Raw genomic sequence first — 18,598 nt, 5'->3', positions numbered from 1 at the left:
AATTTATAAATATCAAATAAGGAGATTCACATTTTCAGACGTCTTAACCACAATTTTAAATTAAAGTTTATATTTGGTGGCTATTAACCTTAATCAACTAAAACCAAATTTTATGGAATGGTATTTAAAAGTCGTAAGAGATAATTACGCAAATTTTTCAGGTAGAGCAAGACGACAAGAGTATTGGATGTTTGTATTATTTAATCTAATATTTGCATTTGGTATTGCTTTTGTAGCAGGATTATTAGGACAAATGACCGATACTCCTGCATTTATGGGCCTTTATATGATTTACATTTTAGGTATAATTATACCTAGTATAGCAGTTGCTGTAAGACGTTTACATGATGTTGGTAAAAGCGGATGGTTTTACTTAATAGCTTTAATTCCCCTAATTGGAGGTATTTGGCTAATTGTATTATTTGCAACAGAAGGAGACAGAGGACAAAATATGTATGGACCTGACCCAAAAGAAACTAAAACTAATGTTACAGTTTAAGTATTAAACTCACAGTTATAAATCTTATATTTAATGCCTATTCTAATTTAATGAATAGGCATTTTTCATACTCAAATTATTACAACAATGTCACTAAATATTGTACTCATAGAACCCGAAATTCCAAACAATACCGGTAACATTGGTCGCCTAGCATTAGCATCTGGTTCTACTTTACATTTAGTAAAACCATTTGGGTTTGAAATCGATGACAAGCGTCTGAAACGCGCAGGATTAGATTACTGGCAACATTTAAATGTTATCTATTATGAAAATATTGATGATTTTTTTGAAAAGAACCGTGATACAAAAATGGTATTTCTATCAAGTCATGGTACAAAGAACCATTGGGATATTAACTTCGTTGAAAACATGTTTCTAGTATTTGGTAAAGAATCTGTTGGTTTACCTAAAACAATAATAGAAAAGCACAATTCTGATCTTTTTAAAATCCCACTTTATAATGAATCTATAAGAAGTTTAAATTTAGCTAATGCTGTCGGCATAATTGTATATGAAGGCTTGCGTCAATTAAACTAACATACGTCTTAAAAATATATCGATATTAAACCTTTTTCGCTTATATTAGTCTTATTAAAAAACAATGTTAAAATTTTAATACAATGATGACAAAAACAATAAAAACTGGTTTAATATTATTAGCAATCGCATCTTTCTCTTTTGCAAGTGCACAAGAAAGAGTTGAAGTTAAAAATGAGAAAGCATTAAAAGCTTTCAAAAAATTTGATGCTAATTTTGACGAAGCAATAACATTAGATGAGTTTAAAGCCGTGCGAATGAATGATGCATCTAAAGAAGAGCAAATTGAAAAACGTTTTTTAAAAATGGACAAAGATAAAAATGGCTCTGTTAATTTAGATGAGTTTACCTATGCTTATGAAAGCAGAAAAAAAACTATGAAAAAGAAAAAAACAAAAAATACGGAAGCCGATATAAAAAAGGATTAATTATTTGAGTTCAATAGCTCTTAATTAAAATTCAAAAAAAACCTCTATTACTATAGAGGATTTTTTTTACTTTAGAATTAATATTAACCTTTTCATTAATTTATCATGTAATAACCTAATAAAAAAGTAACCTTTGAAACACTCTAAAACTTACAATTATCTCACCGAATACGTACAAATTGCAATTGGTATTATCCTTGCTAGCGTTGGTTTAAAAGCATTTTTATTGCCAAACGGATTTATGGATGGAGGCGTTACAGGCATTGCACTCTTGGTTAATAGAGTTATTGGTATTGATATTTCATTATTACTAGTCATTTTTAGCTTACCATTTTTAGTTTTGGGATATTATACAGTTTCAATTAGAATTGTAATAAAATCAATTCTGAGTATTATCAGTTTTGCCTTATTAATTCATTTTGGAGATTATGGTATTATCACTGAAGACAAACTCCTTATTTCTATTTTTGGAGGTTTATGTTTAGGAGGCGGAATTGGTATTGCCATTAGAAATGGTTCTGTACTAGACGGCTCAGAAATATTAGGTATCTATCTCAATGACAAATTTGGGCTTAGTATAGGAAGAGTAATACTGATGTTTAATATTGTATTATTTAGTATTACAGCCATGGTTGTTTCTATTGAAGTTGCCCTCTACTCTATTCTTACCTATATAGTAACAGCAAAAGTTACAGATTTGACCATTGAAGGTTTTGAAGATTTTATTGGTGTAACTATTGTATCTAATGATTATGCCAAAATAAAACATGCTATAATGACTAATTTGGGTGTAGGCTTAACAACTTACAAAGGTTCTAAAGGATTTGGAAGCAAAGGCTCACAGCAAGATTTTGATATTATTCACACCATTATTAATCGTATTGACATAAAAAAAATGCATCGTATTATAGAGGAGATTGACGAAAATGCTTTTATTGTTGAATTTGATGTTAACAATGTAAAAGGTGGAGTTTTACGTCATTATATTGATAAGAAGAAAAACAAACATTTACCAAAAATGTAAGTTTAAAAAGCTTAAATACCTATTTCACCTTTTGATTCTTTTTTAAATACTCTAAATACATACGCTCAACTTTTGTTCTTGCCCAAGGTGTACGTCTTAAGAACTTTAAGCTCGATTTTACCGAAGGATTATCTGTAAAACAACGAATATTAATTTGGTAACCCATATACTCCCAGCCATAATGCGCTTCCAAATCTGTGATAATTTGTGCTAATTTTACACCATGTAATGGATTATTAGGTTGCGTAGACATATTACAAACTATTAACTAATGCTTTAATTTTAACCGCTTTTTCAAAATGATCTAATTGATGTGTTTTTATCCACCAAGTTGCGGCTTCCATTAACAATTCTGGATTATCATTTTTATTTTTAAAAAATGCGTAAAATGAAATCCCAACATTAGTCCCTTTCTGAGCAATTTTTTTATCGCAAACCTCAAGAATCTTTTGTTTTAAAACTGTCGTCATAAAATTGGTGCTTAAAAAAGTATTCTACTGTACACAATAGAAATCAATTAACGTCTGCTATCGTTATTTCTACTACGGTTGCGGCTATTACTTTTATTAGAACTTTTATTATTTCCAGAATTTCTACTGCTAGAATTTCTATTATTACTTCGACCTCTATTTTGATTTCTGTTCTGACCAGGTTTTATTGGCTCTGTTGATGCATTTGGATCTGGCTCGAAACCTTCAACAATAGTCACGTCAATTTTCATGTTAATCAACTTCTCAATATCTCTTAAATAAGTTGTCTCATCAGCACTTACTAATGAAATGGCTTCACCACTGGCTCCTGCTCTACCTGTTCTACCTATTCTATGAACGTAATCTTCAGAAATATTAGGTAGTTCAAAATTTATAACGTGAGGTAATAACGGAATATCCAATCCTCTAGCTGCAATATCTGTTGCTACTAATACTCTAACAGAACCATTTTTAAAGCCAGCTAAAGCTTTGGTTCTTGCACCTTGACTTTTATTTCCATGAATTGCTGCAGCTGTAATACCTGAGCTAATCATTTTTTTACAGAGTTTGTTGGCTCCATGTTTAGTCCTTGTAAATACTAAAACTTGTTTCCAATTTCCATCTGATATTAACTTTATAATTAAGTCAGTTTTTTTGCCTTTAGCAACTCTATAAACTTTCTGGTCAATAACTTCAACAGCTGTATTCTCTGGAGTCGCTTCTACTTGTACCGGATTATTAAGAATAGAATACGCTAGTTTCTTAATGTCTTTAGAAAACGTTGCTGAAAACATTAAGTTCTGACGTTTACTTGGCATTAATTTCATAACGCGTTCTATATCACGTAAAAAACCCATATCTAACATACGGTCAGCTTCATCTAAAACAAATATTTCAACACGTTTTAATGATAATAAACCTTGACTTTCTAAATCTATTAACCGTCCTGGAGTAGCCACCAAAACATCAACACCTTGTCTAATGGTTGCCGCTTGTGGCTTCTGGTTTACACCTCCAAAAATAACAGCACCTCTAATATTTAAAAATTCGCTATATTCTTTAACGTTTGCATAAACTTGCGCAGCCAACTCACGTGTTGGTGTTAAAATTAAAGCTCTTATTGGTCTATACTTCTCTTTAGGATTTTCAGATAAAAGATGAAGTAATGGTAATGTAAAACCTGCAGTTTTGCCTGTTCCAGTTTGCGCAGAGGCTAAAACATCTTTCCCTTCTAAAACAGGAGGTATAGCTTTGGCTTGTATAGGTGAAGGTGTTTCGTATCCTTTTTTACTGATTGCTTTTAATATTGGCTCAGATAGGCCTAGTGATTTAAATGACATATATAGTGTTTATGAAGCAAACTCTATTTTATTTAGGTCACTCCTTTAATTTGGCGCGAAGTTACGTCTATTTTTTTGTTGGATTAACTTATTGCCTCCTTATTATGAAATTCTTGAACCTTTCCATTCTTGGAATTTCACAAAAGGGTTAGTCGCTCTATTTCTATAACTATGGATTGAAGCATTGATTAATAAAACAGCAGCAGCTAAAAATGCAACAAATGCTATTGTATTATTCTCAATTTTATTTGCTATTCCAATACCAATTAATGCCCAAGCACCAACAATTGCAAATTCGCGCATATTACGTTTCCAAATCATATATTGATTAATAAGTAATGCTATTGTAATTAAAATGATGGTCCAAATGGTTTCGGATAATCCAAATCCGTCCCAACCTATTTTAGTTAAATATGTCGAAACATTTGCTATAGTAGCTACAGTAACCCAACCTGAATAAATTACAAACGGCCACCAAATAAACACAATGATGGGAAATGGTTTATCATCGAGTTCCATTCGGTTATTAATGACAATTTTTAATATGGAGAATAATAATAAAAAGATAAATAAGCACGATAGACCTGTATATTCATAAATCCATGCAAAAACCCAAAGCGAATTAAATACACAAGAGGCAACAAACCACCAACCAGTTTTTAAAACAAAATCGTCATTTTTTGACTTAACAAATAAACTTCTTCCTTGATAAATAGCAAATGCTAACAACAAAAGATATATAATTCCCCAAATTGAAAACGTATAACCTGCAGGAGTAAACAGTGATCTATAGTTATTAGACACTTCACCAATTGTAGTATTGTTCATGAAGCCTGTATTAGAGAGGTAGTTTATAAATATGGTAGAACCCAATGCTAACCCATTACAGATTTGAAGCGCTTTTTTCATTTCGTCTGTTTATTAGATTGTAAGTTAGTAAAAATCAGAAAAACAAATAGATTGCGTTTACTATAAACCTGACTTTACATTTTTTTGTCTAAATTCACCTTAATACCAATAATATAAAGAATTCTAATAAACATAAATAATAAGATAACTTAACTCTTCAAAAATTGAACTTTCATCCTTTTCCCATACAAACTTCAAAACGTCTTTTCCTTAGAAACATTAAAGCATCTGATGCTGAAACCATATTTTTCTTACGCTCTGACAAAACAGTAAATCAGTTTATTAAAAGACCTAAACACAGACAAACCAAATCTATTGAAGATGCTTTTAGTTTTATAGAAAAGCAACATAAAAACATTGAGAATAATGTATCCATTGTTTGGGGAATTACTTTAAAAAACGACCCTCAACTTATAGGTACTATTTGTTTATGGAATTTCTCTGAAAACAGAGATGTTGCGGAAGTTGGCTATGATTTAAATCCAGAATTTCATAATAAAGGCATAATGAGCGAAGCGCTTAATATGATTATTGACTTTGGTTTCAAGGAATTAAAACTTCATAAAATTGAAGCTTTTACAGATTGTAAAAATGAGAGCTCAAAAAGACTTTTAACTAAGAACGGCTTTCATTTAAATGCATCTAGAAAAGACACTGATAATGCTTCAAATCTAATTTTTGAAATTGATAACAACCTAATCTAATTTTATTGAAATTTTCAGCTAAAGCAATCTATAGTGTTTTTAACAACCGTTCTACCTCAGCAATTGTAGTTCTGTAAATACGACGATTAGGTTTGGTCATATGTTGTGATTCTGTAGAAATCTCACTTAACAATTCCTTTCCCTCTGTTGTTCTATTATTTTCTATATAGAATTTTGCTAACTCTAGTCGTTCAGTATAGTTAGAATAAGGTCTATCTATTTGTTTTAATTCTGATTCGGCCTTTTCTAATTCTCCTAATTCTTTTAAAGCTAAACCATAACAAAATTGTTGCTTAGAGCCTTTAAATTCTGATTTCGTTTTTATTAGTTCAGAACTATCTAAAACACCTACAAAGTCTTTCAGTTGAAAATAGCATAAAATGAGTTGCTGATGTGCGTACAAATTATTTTGAGCAGTATCTTTTAGTGTTTCCTTATAATTTAAAATAGCATTTGGAAAATCACCATTGGATAAATAAGCATCTGCTAATTCAATTCTGTTGGAGTACGTATCTGAAAATTCTAGCTTCTTCTCTAAATCCTTTATTTTCTTAGTTGGATTGATAATTGAAGTTAATTCACTTTGAATTTTATCTGCATCACTCTTGTTATAGACTTGCGTAATAATATAAATAAGCGAACCTAAAACAGGAATAAAAAATATTAAGAAAAACCAGTAATAGGGTTTGTGATTTTTATAAGCATGATAAATGCAATACGCTTGTAGTGCAATAATTAAATAGTAATGCATATATTTTAATTAGGCATATAAAGATAGTAACTATCTTGTAAACACCAATTCATTTTCCGACGATAATTCTTCACTAAAACCATAATTTTCAAGATTAAAACCTTTAACATCATCAATAGTTTTAGCATCTGTATCAATAATATATCTTGTCATTAATCCTCTCGCCAATTTTGCAAATATGGCAACGATTTTATATTGTCCGTTTTTAAATTCTTTAAAAGCAACATTAACAACAGGCACTTTTAAGGCTTTAGTGTCAATGGCTTTAAAATACTCGTTACTTGCTAGGTTAAGAAAAAGTTCGTCATCCTCTAAGTCATCATTTAAAGCTTCTGTTACTTTCTTTTTCCAGAACTCATATAAATTTTTGTTTTTACCAACTGGCATTTTAGTGCCCATTTCTAATCGGTAAGGCTGAATTAAATCTAATGGTTTTAAAACACCATATAAACCAGATAAAATTCTAACCGTGTCTTCAACTTTATCTAATTTTTTAGTTTCAATTGTATAAGCATCTAATCCTCTATAGACATCACCACTGAATGCATAAATGGCTTGTCTTGCATTATCTTTTGTAAATGGCAATTCCCAATCTTGATTACGCTCGTAATTTAATTGACCTAAATTATCTGAAATATGCATTAGTTTAGATAAACTCTTAGCAGACTTCTTTTTTAATAATTTATTTAGGCGCTCTGATTCCGCTAAAAAAGAACTTTCCGTCGTTTTAGTGGTTGGTAATTTAGTTTCGTAATCTAAAGATTTTGCTGGTGATAGTACTAGTTTCATAATAAAAAAGCCACTTTTAATATCCTATAAAAGGAAAAATTGAACACTCAAAAATACGTGGTTTAAGGCTTAATATGAAATTGAATTAAGAGGATTTTTTGATATCGATATAACCTAAATCTATATAGACTTAGGTTATACAACTATTCTTTATGAAAGCTATAATTTAGTCTTTTATCAATACCCTTTAAAAAGTGCTTTAAGGATGGAAATGGCATCCTTTTTTTGAGGAACGATAAAAAAGATATAATGAATAGCCTGACTCTACGCAGCCTTTGCGAAGTAGAGAAATGCCCAAAAACAATTAATCATTAGCATGCTTAGCATAGTGTCTCCACTTCTCAATACATTGCGCGATATCTTCAGGAATTTCTGACTGAAACCTCATAAACTCTCCTGTTGTTGGGTGCACAAAACCTAAAGTTTTAGCATGTAAGGCTTGCCTTGGTAAAATCTTAAAACAGTTATCTACAAATTGCTTATATTTTGTAAATGTTGTCCCTTTTAAGATGCGTTCGCCTCCATAGCGTTCGTCATTAAATAAGGTGTGACCAATGTGTTTCATATGAACACGGATTTGGTGTGTACGCCCTGTTTCGAGTTTACAACTCACTAACGTAACATAACCCAAACGTTCAATAACCTTATAATGTGTAACGGCTGGTTTACCTTGTTCGTCTTCATCATCTAAGAAAACGGTGTTTTGTAATCTGTTTTTAGGGTGACGACCAATATTACCTTCAATTATACCTTCGTCCTCTTCAACATTTCCCCAAACAAGAGCGACATATTCGCGCTCACTGGTTTTTTTAGCAAACTGATTAGAGAGATGTGCCATAGCTTGTTCCGTTTTGGCAACTACTAATAACCCACTCGTATCTTTGTCAATTCTATGAACCAAACCTGGCCTTTCGCTTGAGTTATTTGGTAAATTATCTATATGAAAAATTAAAGCATTTATTAAGGTACCAGAATAGTTTCCGTGTCCTGGATGCACTACCATACCAGCTGGTTTATTAACCACTAGTAAATCATCGTCTTCGTAAACAACATCTATTGGAATGTCTTCTGCAATTAAGAGGTTTTCGTGAGGTGGATGCGCAAACTTTACAGTAATGTAATCGTTAGGTTTTACCTTGTAATTAGATTTTACAGGTTCATTATTCACAAAAATACTTCCGTCTTTTGCTGCTGCTTGAATTTTATTACGCGTTGCGTTTTCAATAAAATTCATTAAGTATTTATCTATACGCAATGGCTGTTGACCAGCTACAACTCTAAAAGCATGATGCTCATAAAGTTCGTTTTCTTCTGCGTCTGAAATATCTGGGATATTTGGCATTATTTTATTTTATAATTTACCGTTTCCTAACACCAAGTCGATCTTAGATGTTAAAGGTAATAATGTGCCAGCTTTTAAAGGTTTGCCTTTGTGAGACATAGACATTACGCCTTCTCCAATAGCATCTTTATAAGTGATTTTACCAATTGTAAAGCCTAAAGCTTCTAATTGGGGTTTTGCTTGTCTGAATGTGAATTTTAAGATATTTGGCACTTCTACTTTTCGGTAACCTGAAGGATTTAATATTAAATAAATCTTTCTGTTTTCCTTTACCTGAGAACCCGCTGTTGGCTTTTGCTCTATAACAGAATACTTAGGATATTTAGGATTGTAGTTTGCCGAATCTTGAATTTTTAAATCCAAGTCCAAATCTTTCAATTCTATGCCTACAGTTTCTAAAGATTTCCCTTTTAAATCTGGTACTATTACAAACTCTCCATGGTTGGTAGAGACATTTAACCATTTTAACGCAATAAAACATAAAACAACAATAGCAACAATGGCCAATGCTACTTGTTTAAAAAACACTTTACTAGTAAGAAACTTAACTAAACTCATAAGCTATATAATTGTTGACAAAACTAAGAAATTCTTGCGTTAAATTAACACCTCGCTAATAAAATACGTATGAACAACCGATTTAGTTTATAAAAAATAAATTATACATTTACGGTATCGCTTATTTAAACTAAAATACACCCACGCTATTGGGTACAAAAGATGAAAAAAAATATTGCAATAATAATGGGTGGTTATTCTAGCGAATACAAAATTTCCCTAAAAAGTGGTAACGTGGTTTTTGATAAACTAGACAAAAACAAATACAATGCTTACCGTATACATATTTTTAAAAACAAATGGGTTTTTGTTAATGACCAAGACGAAGAATTTGCAGTTGACAAAAATGATTTTTCTGTTTTAGTAAATGAAACTAAAATTACGTTCGATTGCGTTTTTAATGCTATACATGGTTCGCCTGGCGAAGATGGTTATATGCAAGCTTATTTTGAACTGTTAAGCATTCCGCAAACTAGTTGCCACATGTATCAAGCAGCATTAACATATAACAAGCGCGATTTACTAGCGACCTTGAAACCTTACGGTATTAAAACTGCTGAAAGTTACCCGCTTAATTTAGGTGATCAGATTAATGAAGATGCCATTATCGCTAAAGTAGGTTTACCTTGTTTTGTAAAAGCTAATAAAGCTGGTAGTAGTTTTGGGATTTCTAAAGTATATAAAAAGGACGAATTACAAACTGCTATTGATAACTCTTTTAAAGAGGATAATGAAATCATTATTGAGCAATTTTTAGATGGTGTTGAAGTTTCTGTTGGTGTCATTTCATATAAAGGTGAAACACTTGTTTTACCTATTACGGAAATTGTATCTGAAAACGACTTCTTTGATTACCAAGCTAAATACGAAGGGAAATCTCAAGAAATAACGCCTGCTCGTATTTCTGAAGATTATGCCAATAAAGTGAACATAGAAGCAAAAAGGATTTATGAAATCTTAAAGATGAAAGGTTTCTCAAGAAGTGAATTTATCTTTAAAAACGACGAACCTTACTTGCTTGAAGTAAATACTGTACCTGGTTTAACTAACGAAAGTATTTTGCCTCAGCAAGCCGCCAAAGCGGGTATTAGCATGAAAGATTTGTTTGAAAATGCTATTGAAGACGCATTGACTAGCTAAAGGTTTTCAATGAATTATCACTTATATTTGTTGTATAGTTAAACTAATTTGTTTTAAAATAAAAAGAACAAGAAAACTTTGTCAATGAAAAGAGCAATATTCCCTGGGTCATTTGATCCTATCACAAATGGACACTTTGATATTATAAAACGTGGCATTAAACTATTTGACGAAGTAGTTGTGGCTATTGGTATCAATGCCGATAAAAAATATATGTTCTCTTTAGAAGAACGAAAAGCTTTTATAGAAAAGTCTTTTGAAAATGAACCTAAAGTAAAAGTTGTTACCTACACTGGATTAACTATTGATTTCTGTGAAAAAATTGATGCCGAATTTATTTTGAGAGGCTTAAGAAATCCTGCAGATTTTGAATTCGAAAAAGCGATTGCACACACTAACAGAAGACTTTCTAAAATTGAAACAGTATTTTTATTAACTGCAGCTAAAACGTCTTTTATTTCTTCTTCTATAGTAAGAGATGTTATAAGAAATAATGGTGACTACACGGTTTTGGTACCAGATAGTGTTAGAGTAAATCGATAAAAACTTCCTTCTTTAAAAAAATAACAAAACTCAATTCTTATAGATTTGAGTTTTTTTTTGTTTTGAAAATAATCATTTGAATGTCAAATTTATCAACCCAAAAAAGTGTAACAAAAAGACATATTTAACTACATATAATTAATAAATCATTTTAATTTCATGTTACATCAACTTACATATACGCTTTTCAAATTGAGGTTAACTCAACCTTCAGAGCGCACTATTAAGTTATGGATTAAAGCTCATGCTGTATTAAAATTAGAGTATGCTCTTAAACATGGAAATTATAAAACACGTCAATTAGCTGCAGAAGGGTTAGAACACGTTGGCAAACCTTCATCAATTCCTGTATTACTTAATGCTATTAATGATAAAATTCAAAATGTATCTATTGCTGCATTAAATGCTTTAGAGGCGTTGGGCTGCACAGATGATTTGGTTATCTCCATTACAAACAAACGTTTTAATTGGGTTAAAACAATTAGAGATAAAGAAGAAAAACGACACGTAAAAAAAGATAAAAAATACAATATTTATCGTTGGGAGCGTGCAAGTAAAAAATCGTTTGACCTCGTAAAAGCTAGACTTAATAAACCTATTCGTTAACCGTTACTTCTAGTCGAAATTAAAAAAAGGAAATTCTGATTGTAGATTTTGAATATCTGATTGAAGTTTTAAAATAAATTTTTGATGTGCCTCAGATTTCGGATTAAAAGGACGATGTGATTTTCTAGTTTGTATTGAAGATACCTTTTCTAATGTTTTAATAGAATCATCAGTTAACCAAACTGTTTTAAATTTTTTCCAAATATAATCTACAGCAATATTACTTGGATGCAACATATCTGGTTTATAAAATCGATAATCCCTTAATTCATCCATCATAATTTCATATGAAGGAAAATAATAAAGTTGCACCCTAGGTTCTACAACCAGATGGATTGCTGCTAATAAATGAGATTTACTTTGTGTGTTTTCAACAAAACCATCTTTAATATGCCTAACGGGAGACACTGTAAATAAAAATGAAATGTTAGAATTAATGCTCTTAACTAAACTAATAATAGCTTCAAGTGATTCTGCAATTTGCTCAACAGAAAGTAGTTCTTTTAAAAACTGTTTCTGAGGTAACTTATGACAATTAGCTACTATTTTATCAGATTCTATTAGTCTATAAACCCAACTTGTCCCTAATGTTATAACGACATGGCTTGCGCTTTTTAATTGGTTGTAAGTTTCATCAATTTGAGAATTAAGAAGTGCTAACAATTCTACTTGTGTAGTTTGATTTAATTTAGAATGTGCCTCTAAACAACACCACTGCTCATTCTGAAAATGTAAGTCTTCCTTAGAGTAATAATCCTTATTAATTACTTTTGTAATGAGGTTTTCAATCGCTAAAGGGTGGAATAAAATACCAAAAGGATTAATTGTAGTTTGAAACTTATAATACTTAAATTTCTCACCTATATGCTCTGAAAAGCATGAACCAAAAAGCATAATCTTAGAGTTGTAATCTAATTGATTATGCTGTTGTTTTTTTAGTGGTATTATAGTTTGTAAATTCATTTACTAACGATTCTAAATCAAGTTCAGAATATAAATTCTTATAAATAACCTTTAGCAGCTTCCAAAGCAGCTTCAATGCCTGCAGGATTTTTACCACCAGCAGTTGCAAAGAAAGGTTGTCCTCCACCTCCACCTTGGATGTGTTTTCCTAGTTCTCTAACAATAGTACCAGCATTTAAACCTTTACTCGCTACTAACTCTTTAGATATATAACAAGATAGAATGGCTTTCCCATCATTCTCGGCACCAAATAATAAAACTAAATTATCAAACTGACTTCCTAAATCAAAGCATACATCTTTAATTCCTGATGCGTCTAAATCTAGTTTTTTAGCTAAAAAGTGAACACCATTAATTTCGGTTAATTCGTTTTTAAGTTCACCTATGATATTTTTAGCTTTATCTTTTAAAAGGCCTTCAATTTGCTTTTTTAAATCGTTGTTTTCATCTTGAAGATTCTCTAATGCTTTTACTGGTTCTTTTGCATTATTTAAAAGTCCTTTCATTTCAAGGTAAGCAGCGTTATTTTCAGAGAAATAATCTTTAACAGCTTTATTGGTAATTCCTTCAATTCGTCTTATTCCTGCTGCAACAGCACCTTCTGATACAATTTTAAAATGCCATATATCTGATGTGTTTTCTACATGAATTCCACCACATAATTCAATAGAATTACCAAAACGAATCGTCCTAACTGTATCACCATATTTCTCTCCAAATAATGCCATAGCACCTTCTTCAATAGCTTTTTCCATCGGAATATTTCTTTCTTCTTCTAATGGTAATTTACCTTCAATTCTTGCATTTACAAAATCTTCAATCTCTTGTAATTGCTCTGGTGTTACTTTTGAAAAATGCGAAAAATCAAATCTTAACGATTTTGGTTTTACCAGCGACCCTTTTTGCTCAACATGCTCTCCTAATATTGTTCTTAAAGCTTGGTGTAATAAATGTGTTGCTGTATGATTACTAGACGATAATGCTCTATGCTCATTATTTACAACAGCTTTAAAGCTCTCATTAATGTGCTCTGGCAATTCTTTAGTAAAATGAATGATAACGTTATTTTCTTTCTTTGTATCTAATATATAAACAACATTACCACTAATATCTTCTAAAAACCCTTTGTCTCCAATTTGTCCACCGCCTTCAGCATAAAATGGTGTTAAGTTGAAAACCAACTGATACATTTCTCCATCTTTTTTAGAAGTCACTTTTCTATATCTTGTTATTCTAACATTCGCTTCTAACGTATCGTAACCAATAAACTCTTCTACATCATCTTCAATTAAAATCGTCCAATCTTCAGTTGATGTTTCACTTGCTGAACGCGACCTTTTTTTCTGCTTTTCTAATTCTTCTTTAAAACCTTTTTCATCAAGCTTTAAATTCTTTTCAGATAAAATTAATGCCGTTAAATCAATAGGAAATCCATAAGTATCATACAACTCAAAGGCTTTTTCACCAGACACAGTATCGCCTTTTGTTTCCTCAACAATACGATTTAATAATACTAAACCTTGATCTAAAGTTCTTAAAAAAGACGCTTCTTCTTCTTTAATTACATTTTCAATTAATTGTTTCTGTGCTTTCAATTCTGGGAATGCATCACCCATTTTTTTACTCAACACATCAACTAAACGATATATTAAAGGTTCTTTTTTATCTAAAAAAGTAAACCCATATCTCACTGCTCTTCGTAAAATTCTTCGAATAACATAACCAGCACCTGTATTACTTGGTAACTGACCATCTGCTATTGAAAAAGCAACAGCTCTTACGTGATCTGAAATAACACGAATTGCAACATCAACCTCCTCATTTTTACCATATTTTTTATCCGTAATAGTTTCTATTTCGCGTATAATTGGTGTAAAAACATCAGTATCATAATTAGATTGTACACCTTGTAAAACCATACATAAACGCTCAAATCCCATACCTGTATCAATATGCTTATTTGGCAAAGCTTCTAAAGACCCATTTGCTCTTCGGTTATATTCCATAAAAACCAAATTCCAAACTTCAACTACATGCGGATGATCCATATTAATCAACGTCTTTCCATCTACCTTAGCTCTTTCTTCTTTAGACCTAATATCTACATGGATTTCACTACAAGGTCCACAAGGTCCTTGATCACCCATTTCCCAGAAATTATCTTTCTTATTACCTTTTAAAATTCGGTCTTCAGAGATGTACTGCTTCCAAATATCATAAGCCTCTGTATCCATTTTAAGCTTATCAGCATCATCACTACCTTCAAAAACAGTGACATATAAAATATCTTTATCAATGCCATAAACCTCTGTTAAAAGTTCCCATGCCCAAGCAATCGCTTCCTTTTTAAAGTAATCACCAAAACTCCAGTTACCCAACATTTCGAATAAAGTATGATGATATGTATCATACCCAACCTCCTCTAAATCATTATGTTTCCCAGAAACACGTAGACATTTTTGAGAATCTGAAATTCTATTCTTCTTTGGTTCTGCGTTGCCTAAAAAGTATTCTTTAAAAGGTGCCATTCCTGAATTAACAAACATTAATGTTGGATCATCTTTTAATACCATTGGAGCAGAAGGAACAATGAGATGTTGTTTTCCTTCAAAGAAACTTAAAAATTTCGAACGGATTTCTTGAGACTTCATATATTTAAATTAGAGCTTGTTTTTAATTAATTAGCGTAAATGAAAAACATTTTTTTATATTTGAACGTTACGCTAATATAAGATGCTTGCTTTGCGCGCTTATTAACTGCAAAAATAGTATAAATTCAAACATGGCTAAAGTAAAATATTATTATGATTCTGAAACCCTTTCTTACCGCAAAATAAAGCGTAAGAAAAGAACAACTTTTAAGTATGCAATGGTATTTTTAACTGCTGCAGCACTTTTTGGTTTTTTGTCATTCTTTATTGCAAGTCAATATATAGAGTCTCCTAAAGAGCGACAAATGGCAAGAGAATTGCAAAATATGGAATTGCAATTTGAATTATTAAACAAACGTACCGATGATGCATTTGCTGCATTAGAAAATGTTGAAGAACGTGACAATGCTATTTACAGACTTTATTTTGAAGCAAATCCGATTCCAACTGAACAACGACGAGCAGGATTTGGAGGTATTAACCGTTATAAAAAATACGAAGGCTATAACAATTCGCAATTAATTGCAGAAAGCAATAAACGCCTAGATATTTTAGAAAAAGCAATTGTTGTGCAGTCCAAATCTTTAGATGAAATTGCAAAACTAGCAGAAGACAAAGAAAAATTTTTAGAAGCGATACCAGCTATACAACCTATTAACAATGTTAACCTAACACGTATGGCATCTGGTTATGGTTATAGAACTGACCCTTTTACTAAGGTTAGAAAATTTCATTTTGGTATGGATTTTACAGCACCAAGAGGCACACCAATTTATGCTTCTGGAAATGGAATTATTAAACGAGCAGATAATAATTCTACAGGTTACGGAAACCATATTAGAATAGACCATGGTTATGGTTATGTTTCTTTATATGCACACATGTACAAGTATAATGTAAAAGTTAATCAACGTGTAAAACGTGGCGATTTAATAGGTTTTGTAGGTAGTACAGGACGTTCTGAAGCTCCTCACTTACATTACGAAGTTTTTAAAGATGGTGAACGTATTAACCCAATCAACTTTTACTACGGTAACTTATCTGCTGAAGAATACGATATATTGCTTAAAAAAGCGTCATTAGAAAACCAATCTTTAGATTAAGATGCACATAGAATTACCAGAGAAACGATATTACGGAATTGGTGAAGTCGCCAAGGCTTTTAAAGTTAATGCATCATTAATTAGATTTTGGGAAAAAGAATTTGATGTATTAAAGCCGAAGAAGAATGCTAAAGGCAATCGAAAATTCACACCAGAAGACATAAAGAATCTAAAATTTATTTACCACTTGGTAAAAGAAAGAGGATTTACACTTGAAGGTGCAAAAACGCATCTTAAAGAAGAAAAGAAACAAGCTCTAGATAAATTTGATATCATTGAAAAGCTTGAAGGCATAAAAGCACAACTAAATAAAATTAAAACTCAACTTTAAAACTAAACTATTATGAAAAAATGGCTAATTCCTGTAATTATAATTGGACTTCTAGGATTTGCACTATATTCTTGGGGAAAAAACTTTAATAATGATGCTGTTACATTAAATGAAAATGTAAAAGAAGCATGGGGAAATGTACAAACCTCTTACCAAAGACGTAATGACCTTATTGGTAATTTAGTTAAAACGGTACAAGGTGCTGCAGATTTTGAAAAAGGAACTTTAGAAGCTGTAATTAAAGCGCGTTCTGAAGCTACAAAAACAACAATTGACCCTTCTAATATTACGCCAGAACAATTAAAAGCTTTCAACCAAGCACAGGGTGGTTTAAGTAGTGCGTTATCTAGATTACTTGTTACTGTAGAGAAGTATCCTGATTTAAAAACAAATCAGAATTTCTTAAAGCTTCAAGATGAATTAACGAGTACAGAAAACACTATTCAAACTGCAAGAACACGTTATAACGAAAAGATAAAGCCTTATAACATTCATGTTAATACATTTCCAAATAGTATACTCGCAGGTTTTTTAAATTTTGATGAGAAGCCATATTTTGATGCAGAAGCAGGTGCTGAAAAACCAGTGGATGTCGAATTCGATTTTAAATAAAATTTAAGATGTCTAAACTTGAAGATTTTCTTAGTTCTAAAGACGAAGAGAGAATCGTTGAAGCTATACGTAATGCCGAAAAAAGCACGTCTGGTGAAATCCGTGTACATATAGAAAAGAATTGCACAACTGATATTTTTGAGCATACAATGGAAATTTTTCATTACCTCAAAATGGATAACACCAAACAACAAAATGGCGTATTAATATATGTTGCTGTAGAAAACAAATCATTTGTTATCTATGGAGACAAAGGTATTAATGACGTTGTGGATGAAAATTTTTGGAATTCTACGAGAGACATCATTACATCACATTTTAAAACTGGAAACTTTGCAGAAGGTTTGATTGAAGGTATTGACAAAGCAGGAAAAGAACTCTCTACTCATTTCCCTTGGAAGTATGGAGACACTAATGAACTTGATAATACAATCTCTAAAGGCTAATGTATAACTTCAAGAATCTATTTTTAACTACCATATTAAGCATTTTTGCAGGATTATTTTTTACTGTAAATGCGCAATACAACATACCTAATAAACCAAAATATATTCCACCTGTTATTGACAGTACAGGTACATTACAGCAATATCAATTTAATGCATTAACTCAAAAATTAAGACATTATAGTGATAGTACTTCTACAGAAGTCATAGTAGTAATTATCCCAACAACTAAAGGAGAAAATATTGGATTATTAACTCCAAAATGGGGACAAAAATGGGGAATTGGTCAAACTGAAGAAGACAATGGTGTTTTTATTTTGCTAGCTATAAATGACCGTGACATTTGGATTTCTCCTGGTTACGGTGTAGAAGATAGATTAACAGCTGGTATTGTTGGAGAACTAACAAGAAATGTCATCATCCCAGAATTTAAAAGAGGTGATTATTATAGTGGTTTAGATAAAGGTACAGATGCTATTATTGCTGTATTAAGTGGTGCCTACAAAAACAATCGAACCAAAGAATCTAGTAGTGGCATTCCTTTTGAAGTCATTATCTTTTTATTCATCATATTTATCATATTCGTTATAGCTATTTCTAAAACTCGAGGTGGAGGAAATGGCGGAAACCGAGGAAATCGTTCAGATAGCAGAAGTATTCTCGAAGCTATTATTCTTAGTAATATGGGACGAGGAAGCTATTCTGGTGGTTCTTCTACTGGTGGTTTTGGAGGCGGATTTGGTGGCAGCTCTGGAGGCGGAAGCTTCGGAGGAGGAGGCTTTGGCGGTGGAGGCGGTTTCTCTGGTGGAGGTGCTGGCGGAAGTTGGTAGTTATTCTTAACCATTCATA

At 31.5% G+C, this 18,598-nt stretch carries 23 protein-coding genes; 13 read left to right on the top strand and 10 right to left on the bottom strand.

The window, feature by feature from the left end; translation table 11 throughout:
* Positions 1-112: 112 nt before the first annotated feature.
* The 4 genes from Q0807_RS16885 (at position 113) to Q0807_RS16870 (ending at position 2,491) form a co-directional block, all read left to right on the top strand.
* A complete protein-coding gene (locus Q0807_RS16885) occupies positions 113-499 on the top strand; it encodes a DUF805 domain-containing protein (RefSeq protein ID WP_299112016.1) in 387 nt (128 codons plus the stop codon).
* An 87-nt stretch (positions 500-586) separates the two neighbouring features.
* Entirely contained in the window at positions 587-1,039 is a 453-nt protein-coding gene (locus tag Q0807_RS16880) for a tRNA (cytidine(34)-2'-O)-methyltransferase (protein ID WP_299112014.1), read from the top strand.
* Between the two features lie 83 nt (positions 1,040-1,122).
* Entirely contained in the window at positions 1,123-1,467 is a 345-nt protein-coding gene (locus Q0807_RS16875; protein WP_299112012.1) for an EF-hand domain-containing protein, read from the top strand.
* Positions 1,468-1,600: 133 nt separating this feature from the next.
* Positions 1,601-2,491 carry a YitT family protein gene (locus Q0807_RS16870; RefSeq protein WP_299112009.1) on the top strand — a complete coding sequence of 297 codons (891 nt, stop codon included), beginning with the start codon at positions 1,601-1,603 and terminating at the stop codon, positions 2,489-2,491.
* Positions 2,492-2,510: 19 nt separating this feature from the next.
* Here the strand turns inward: Q0807_RS16870 and Q0807_RS16865 are convergent, their stop codons facing one another.
* The 4 genes from Q0807_RS16865 to Q0807_RS16850 form a co-directional block, all read right to left on the bottom strand.
* Positions 2,511-2,744 (bottom strand): VF530 family protein, encoded by a 234-nt coding sequence (locus Q0807_RS16865; RefSeq protein WP_299112006.1) that lies wholly within the window; start codon positions 2,742-2,744, stop codon positions 2,511-2,513.
* 1 nt (position 2,745) lies between these two features.
* A complete protein-coding gene (locus tag Q0807_RS16860) occupies positions 2,746-2,961 on the bottom strand; it encodes a DUF6500 family protein (protein ID WP_299112004.1) in 216 nt (71 codons plus the stop codon).
* A 47-nt stretch (positions 2,962-3,008) separates the two neighbouring features.
* The gene (locus tag Q0807_RS16855) at positions 3,009-4,301 is read right to left on the bottom strand and encodes a DEAD/DEAH box helicase (protein WP_299112001.1); all 1,293 of its coding nucleotides are present in this window, start codon (positions 4,299-4,301) and stop codon (positions 3,009-3,011) included.
* A gap of 102 nt (positions 4,302-4,403) precedes the next feature.
* Positions 4,404-5,210 (bottom strand): tryptophan-rich sensory protein, encoded by an 807-nt coding sequence (locus Q0807_RS16850; RefSeq protein WP_299111998.1) that lies wholly within the window; start codon positions 5,208-5,210, stop codon positions 4,404-4,406.
* Positions 5,211-5,374: 164 nt separating this feature from the next.
* Here Q0807_RS16850 and Q0807_RS16845 point away from each other — a divergent pair, with 164 nt between their 5' ends.
* Positions 5,375-5,914 carry a GNAT family N-acetyltransferase gene (locus Q0807_RS16845; RefSeq protein ID WP_299111995.1) on the top strand — a complete coding sequence of 180 codons (540 nt, stop codon included), beginning with the start codon at positions 5,375-5,377 and terminating at the stop codon, positions 5,912-5,914.
* A 28-nt stretch (positions 5,915-5,942) separates the two neighbouring features.
* Here Q0807_RS16845 and Q0807_RS16840 read toward each other — a convergent pair whose 3' ends face one another.
* The 4 genes from Q0807_RS16840 to Q0807_RS16825 all read right to left on the bottom strand — a co-directional run bounded on the left by Q0807_RS16840 (position 5,943) and on the right by Q0807_RS16825 (position 9,354).
* Positions 5,943-6,665: a hypothetical protein gene (locus Q0807_RS16840; RefSeq protein ID WP_299111992.1), complete on the bottom strand. Its 723-nt coding sequence runs from the start codon at positions 6,663-6,665 to the stop codon at positions 5,943-5,945.
* A gap of 30 nt (positions 6,666-6,695) precedes the next feature.
* Entirely contained in the window at positions 6,696-7,454 is a 759-nt protein-coding gene (yaaA, locus tag Q0807_RS16835) for a peroxide stress protein YaaA (RefSeq protein WP_299111988.1), read from the bottom strand.
* A gap of 304 nt (positions 7,455-7,758) precedes the next feature.
* On the bottom strand, positions 7,759-8,796 hold the full coding sequence (locus Q0807_RS16830; protein ID WP_299111985.1) for an RluA family pseudouridine synthase: 1,038 nt from the start codon (positions 8,794-8,796) through the stop codon (positions 7,759-7,761).
* A 9-nt stretch (positions 8,797-8,805) separates the two neighbouring features.
* Positions 8,806-9,354, bottom strand: coding sequence for a PASTA domain-containing protein (locus Q0807_RS16825; RefSeq protein WP_299111982.1), 549 nt, complete (start codon positions 9,352-9,354; stop codon positions 8,806-8,808).
* A gap of 162 nt (positions 9,355-9,516) precedes the next feature.
* Here Q0807_RS16825 and Q0807_RS16820 point away from each other — a divergent pair, with 162 nt between their 5' ends.
* The 3 genes from Q0807_RS16820 to Q0807_RS16810 all read left to right on the top strand — a co-directional run bounded on the left by Q0807_RS16820 (position 9,517) and on the right by Q0807_RS16810 (position 11,643).
* Entirely contained in the window at positions 9,517-10,494 is a 978-nt protein-coding gene (locus tag Q0807_RS16820) for a D-alanine--D-alanine ligase (protein WP_299111979.1), read from the top strand.
* A gap of 84 nt (positions 10,495-10,578) precedes the next feature.
* Positions 10,579-11,037 (top strand): pantetheine-phosphate adenylyltransferase, encoded by a 459-nt coding sequence (coaD, locus tag Q0807_RS16815; RefSeq protein WP_299111975.1) that lies wholly within the window; start codon positions 10,579-10,581, stop codon positions 11,035-11,037.
* Between the two features lie 159 nt (positions 11,038-11,196).
* Entirely contained in the window at positions 11,197-11,643 is a 447-nt protein-coding gene (locus tag Q0807_RS16810) for a HEAT repeat domain-containing protein (protein WP_299111972.1), read from the top strand.
* 9 nt (positions 11,644-11,652) lie between these two features.
* On the opposite strand, the gene Q0807_RS16805 is transcribed toward Q0807_RS16810, so the two are convergent.
* Positions 11,653-12,606, bottom strand: a complete 954-nt coding sequence (locus tag Q0807_RS16805) for a GSCFA domain-containing protein (RefSeq protein ID WP_299111969.1) — start codon at positions 12,604-12,606, stop codon at positions 11,653-11,655.
* Positions 12,607-12,644: 38 nt separating this feature from the next.
* Positions 12,645-15,257 carry an alanine--tRNA ligase gene (alaS, locus tag Q0807_RS16800; RefSeq protein ID WP_299111966.1) on the bottom strand — a complete coding sequence of 871 codons (2,613 nt, stop codon included), beginning with the start codon at positions 15,255-15,257 and terminating at the stop codon, positions 12,645-12,647.
* 131 nt (positions 15,258-15,388) lie between these two features.
* Between alaS and Q0807_RS16795 the strand changes: the two genes are divergently transcribed.
* From Q0807_RS16795 to Q0807_RS16775, 5 genes are read left to right on the top strand one after another with little or no spacing between them, the layout of a single operon-like run.
* Positions 15,389-16,360 carry a M23 family metallopeptidase gene (locus Q0807_RS16795; protein WP_299111963.1) on the top strand — a complete coding sequence of 324 codons (972 nt, stop codon included), beginning with the start codon at positions 15,389-15,391 and terminating at the stop codon, positions 16,358-16,360.
* A gap of 1 nt (position 16,361) precedes the next feature.
* Positions 16,362-16,691: a MerR family transcriptional regulator gene (locus Q0807_RS16790; protein WP_299111961.1), complete on the top strand. Its 330-nt coding sequence runs from the start codon at positions 16,362-16,364 to the stop codon at positions 16,689-16,691.
* Between the two features lie 12 nt (positions 16,692-16,703).
* Positions 16,704-17,303, top strand: coding sequence for a LemA family protein (locus tag Q0807_RS16785; RefSeq protein WP_299111959.1), 600 nt, complete (start codon positions 16,704-16,706; stop codon positions 17,301-17,303).
* Positions 17,304-17,311: 8 nt separating this feature from the next.
* Positions 17,312-17,749 (top strand): TPM domain-containing protein, encoded by a 438-nt coding sequence (locus Q0807_RS16780; protein WP_299111957.1) that lies wholly within the window; start codon positions 17,312-17,314, stop codon positions 17,747-17,749.
* Positions 17,749-18,579, top strand: a complete 831-nt coding sequence (locus Q0807_RS16775; RefSeq protein ID WP_299111954.1) for a YgcG family protein — start codon at positions 17,749-17,751, stop codon at positions 18,577-18,579. The genes Q0807_RS16780 and Q0807_RS16775 overlap by 1 nt, the downstream gene beginning before the upstream one ends.
* Positions 18,580-18,598 lie beyond the last annotated feature (19 nt).

The organism is uncultured Winogradskyella sp., assembly GCF_947495255.1.
GTDB lineage: Bacteria > Bacteroidota > Bacteroidia > Flavobacteriales > Flavobacteriaceae > Winogradskyella.
Note: the sequence above shows the minus strand (reverse complement) of the source record. Positions and strands in the feature narration are given on the sequence as shown.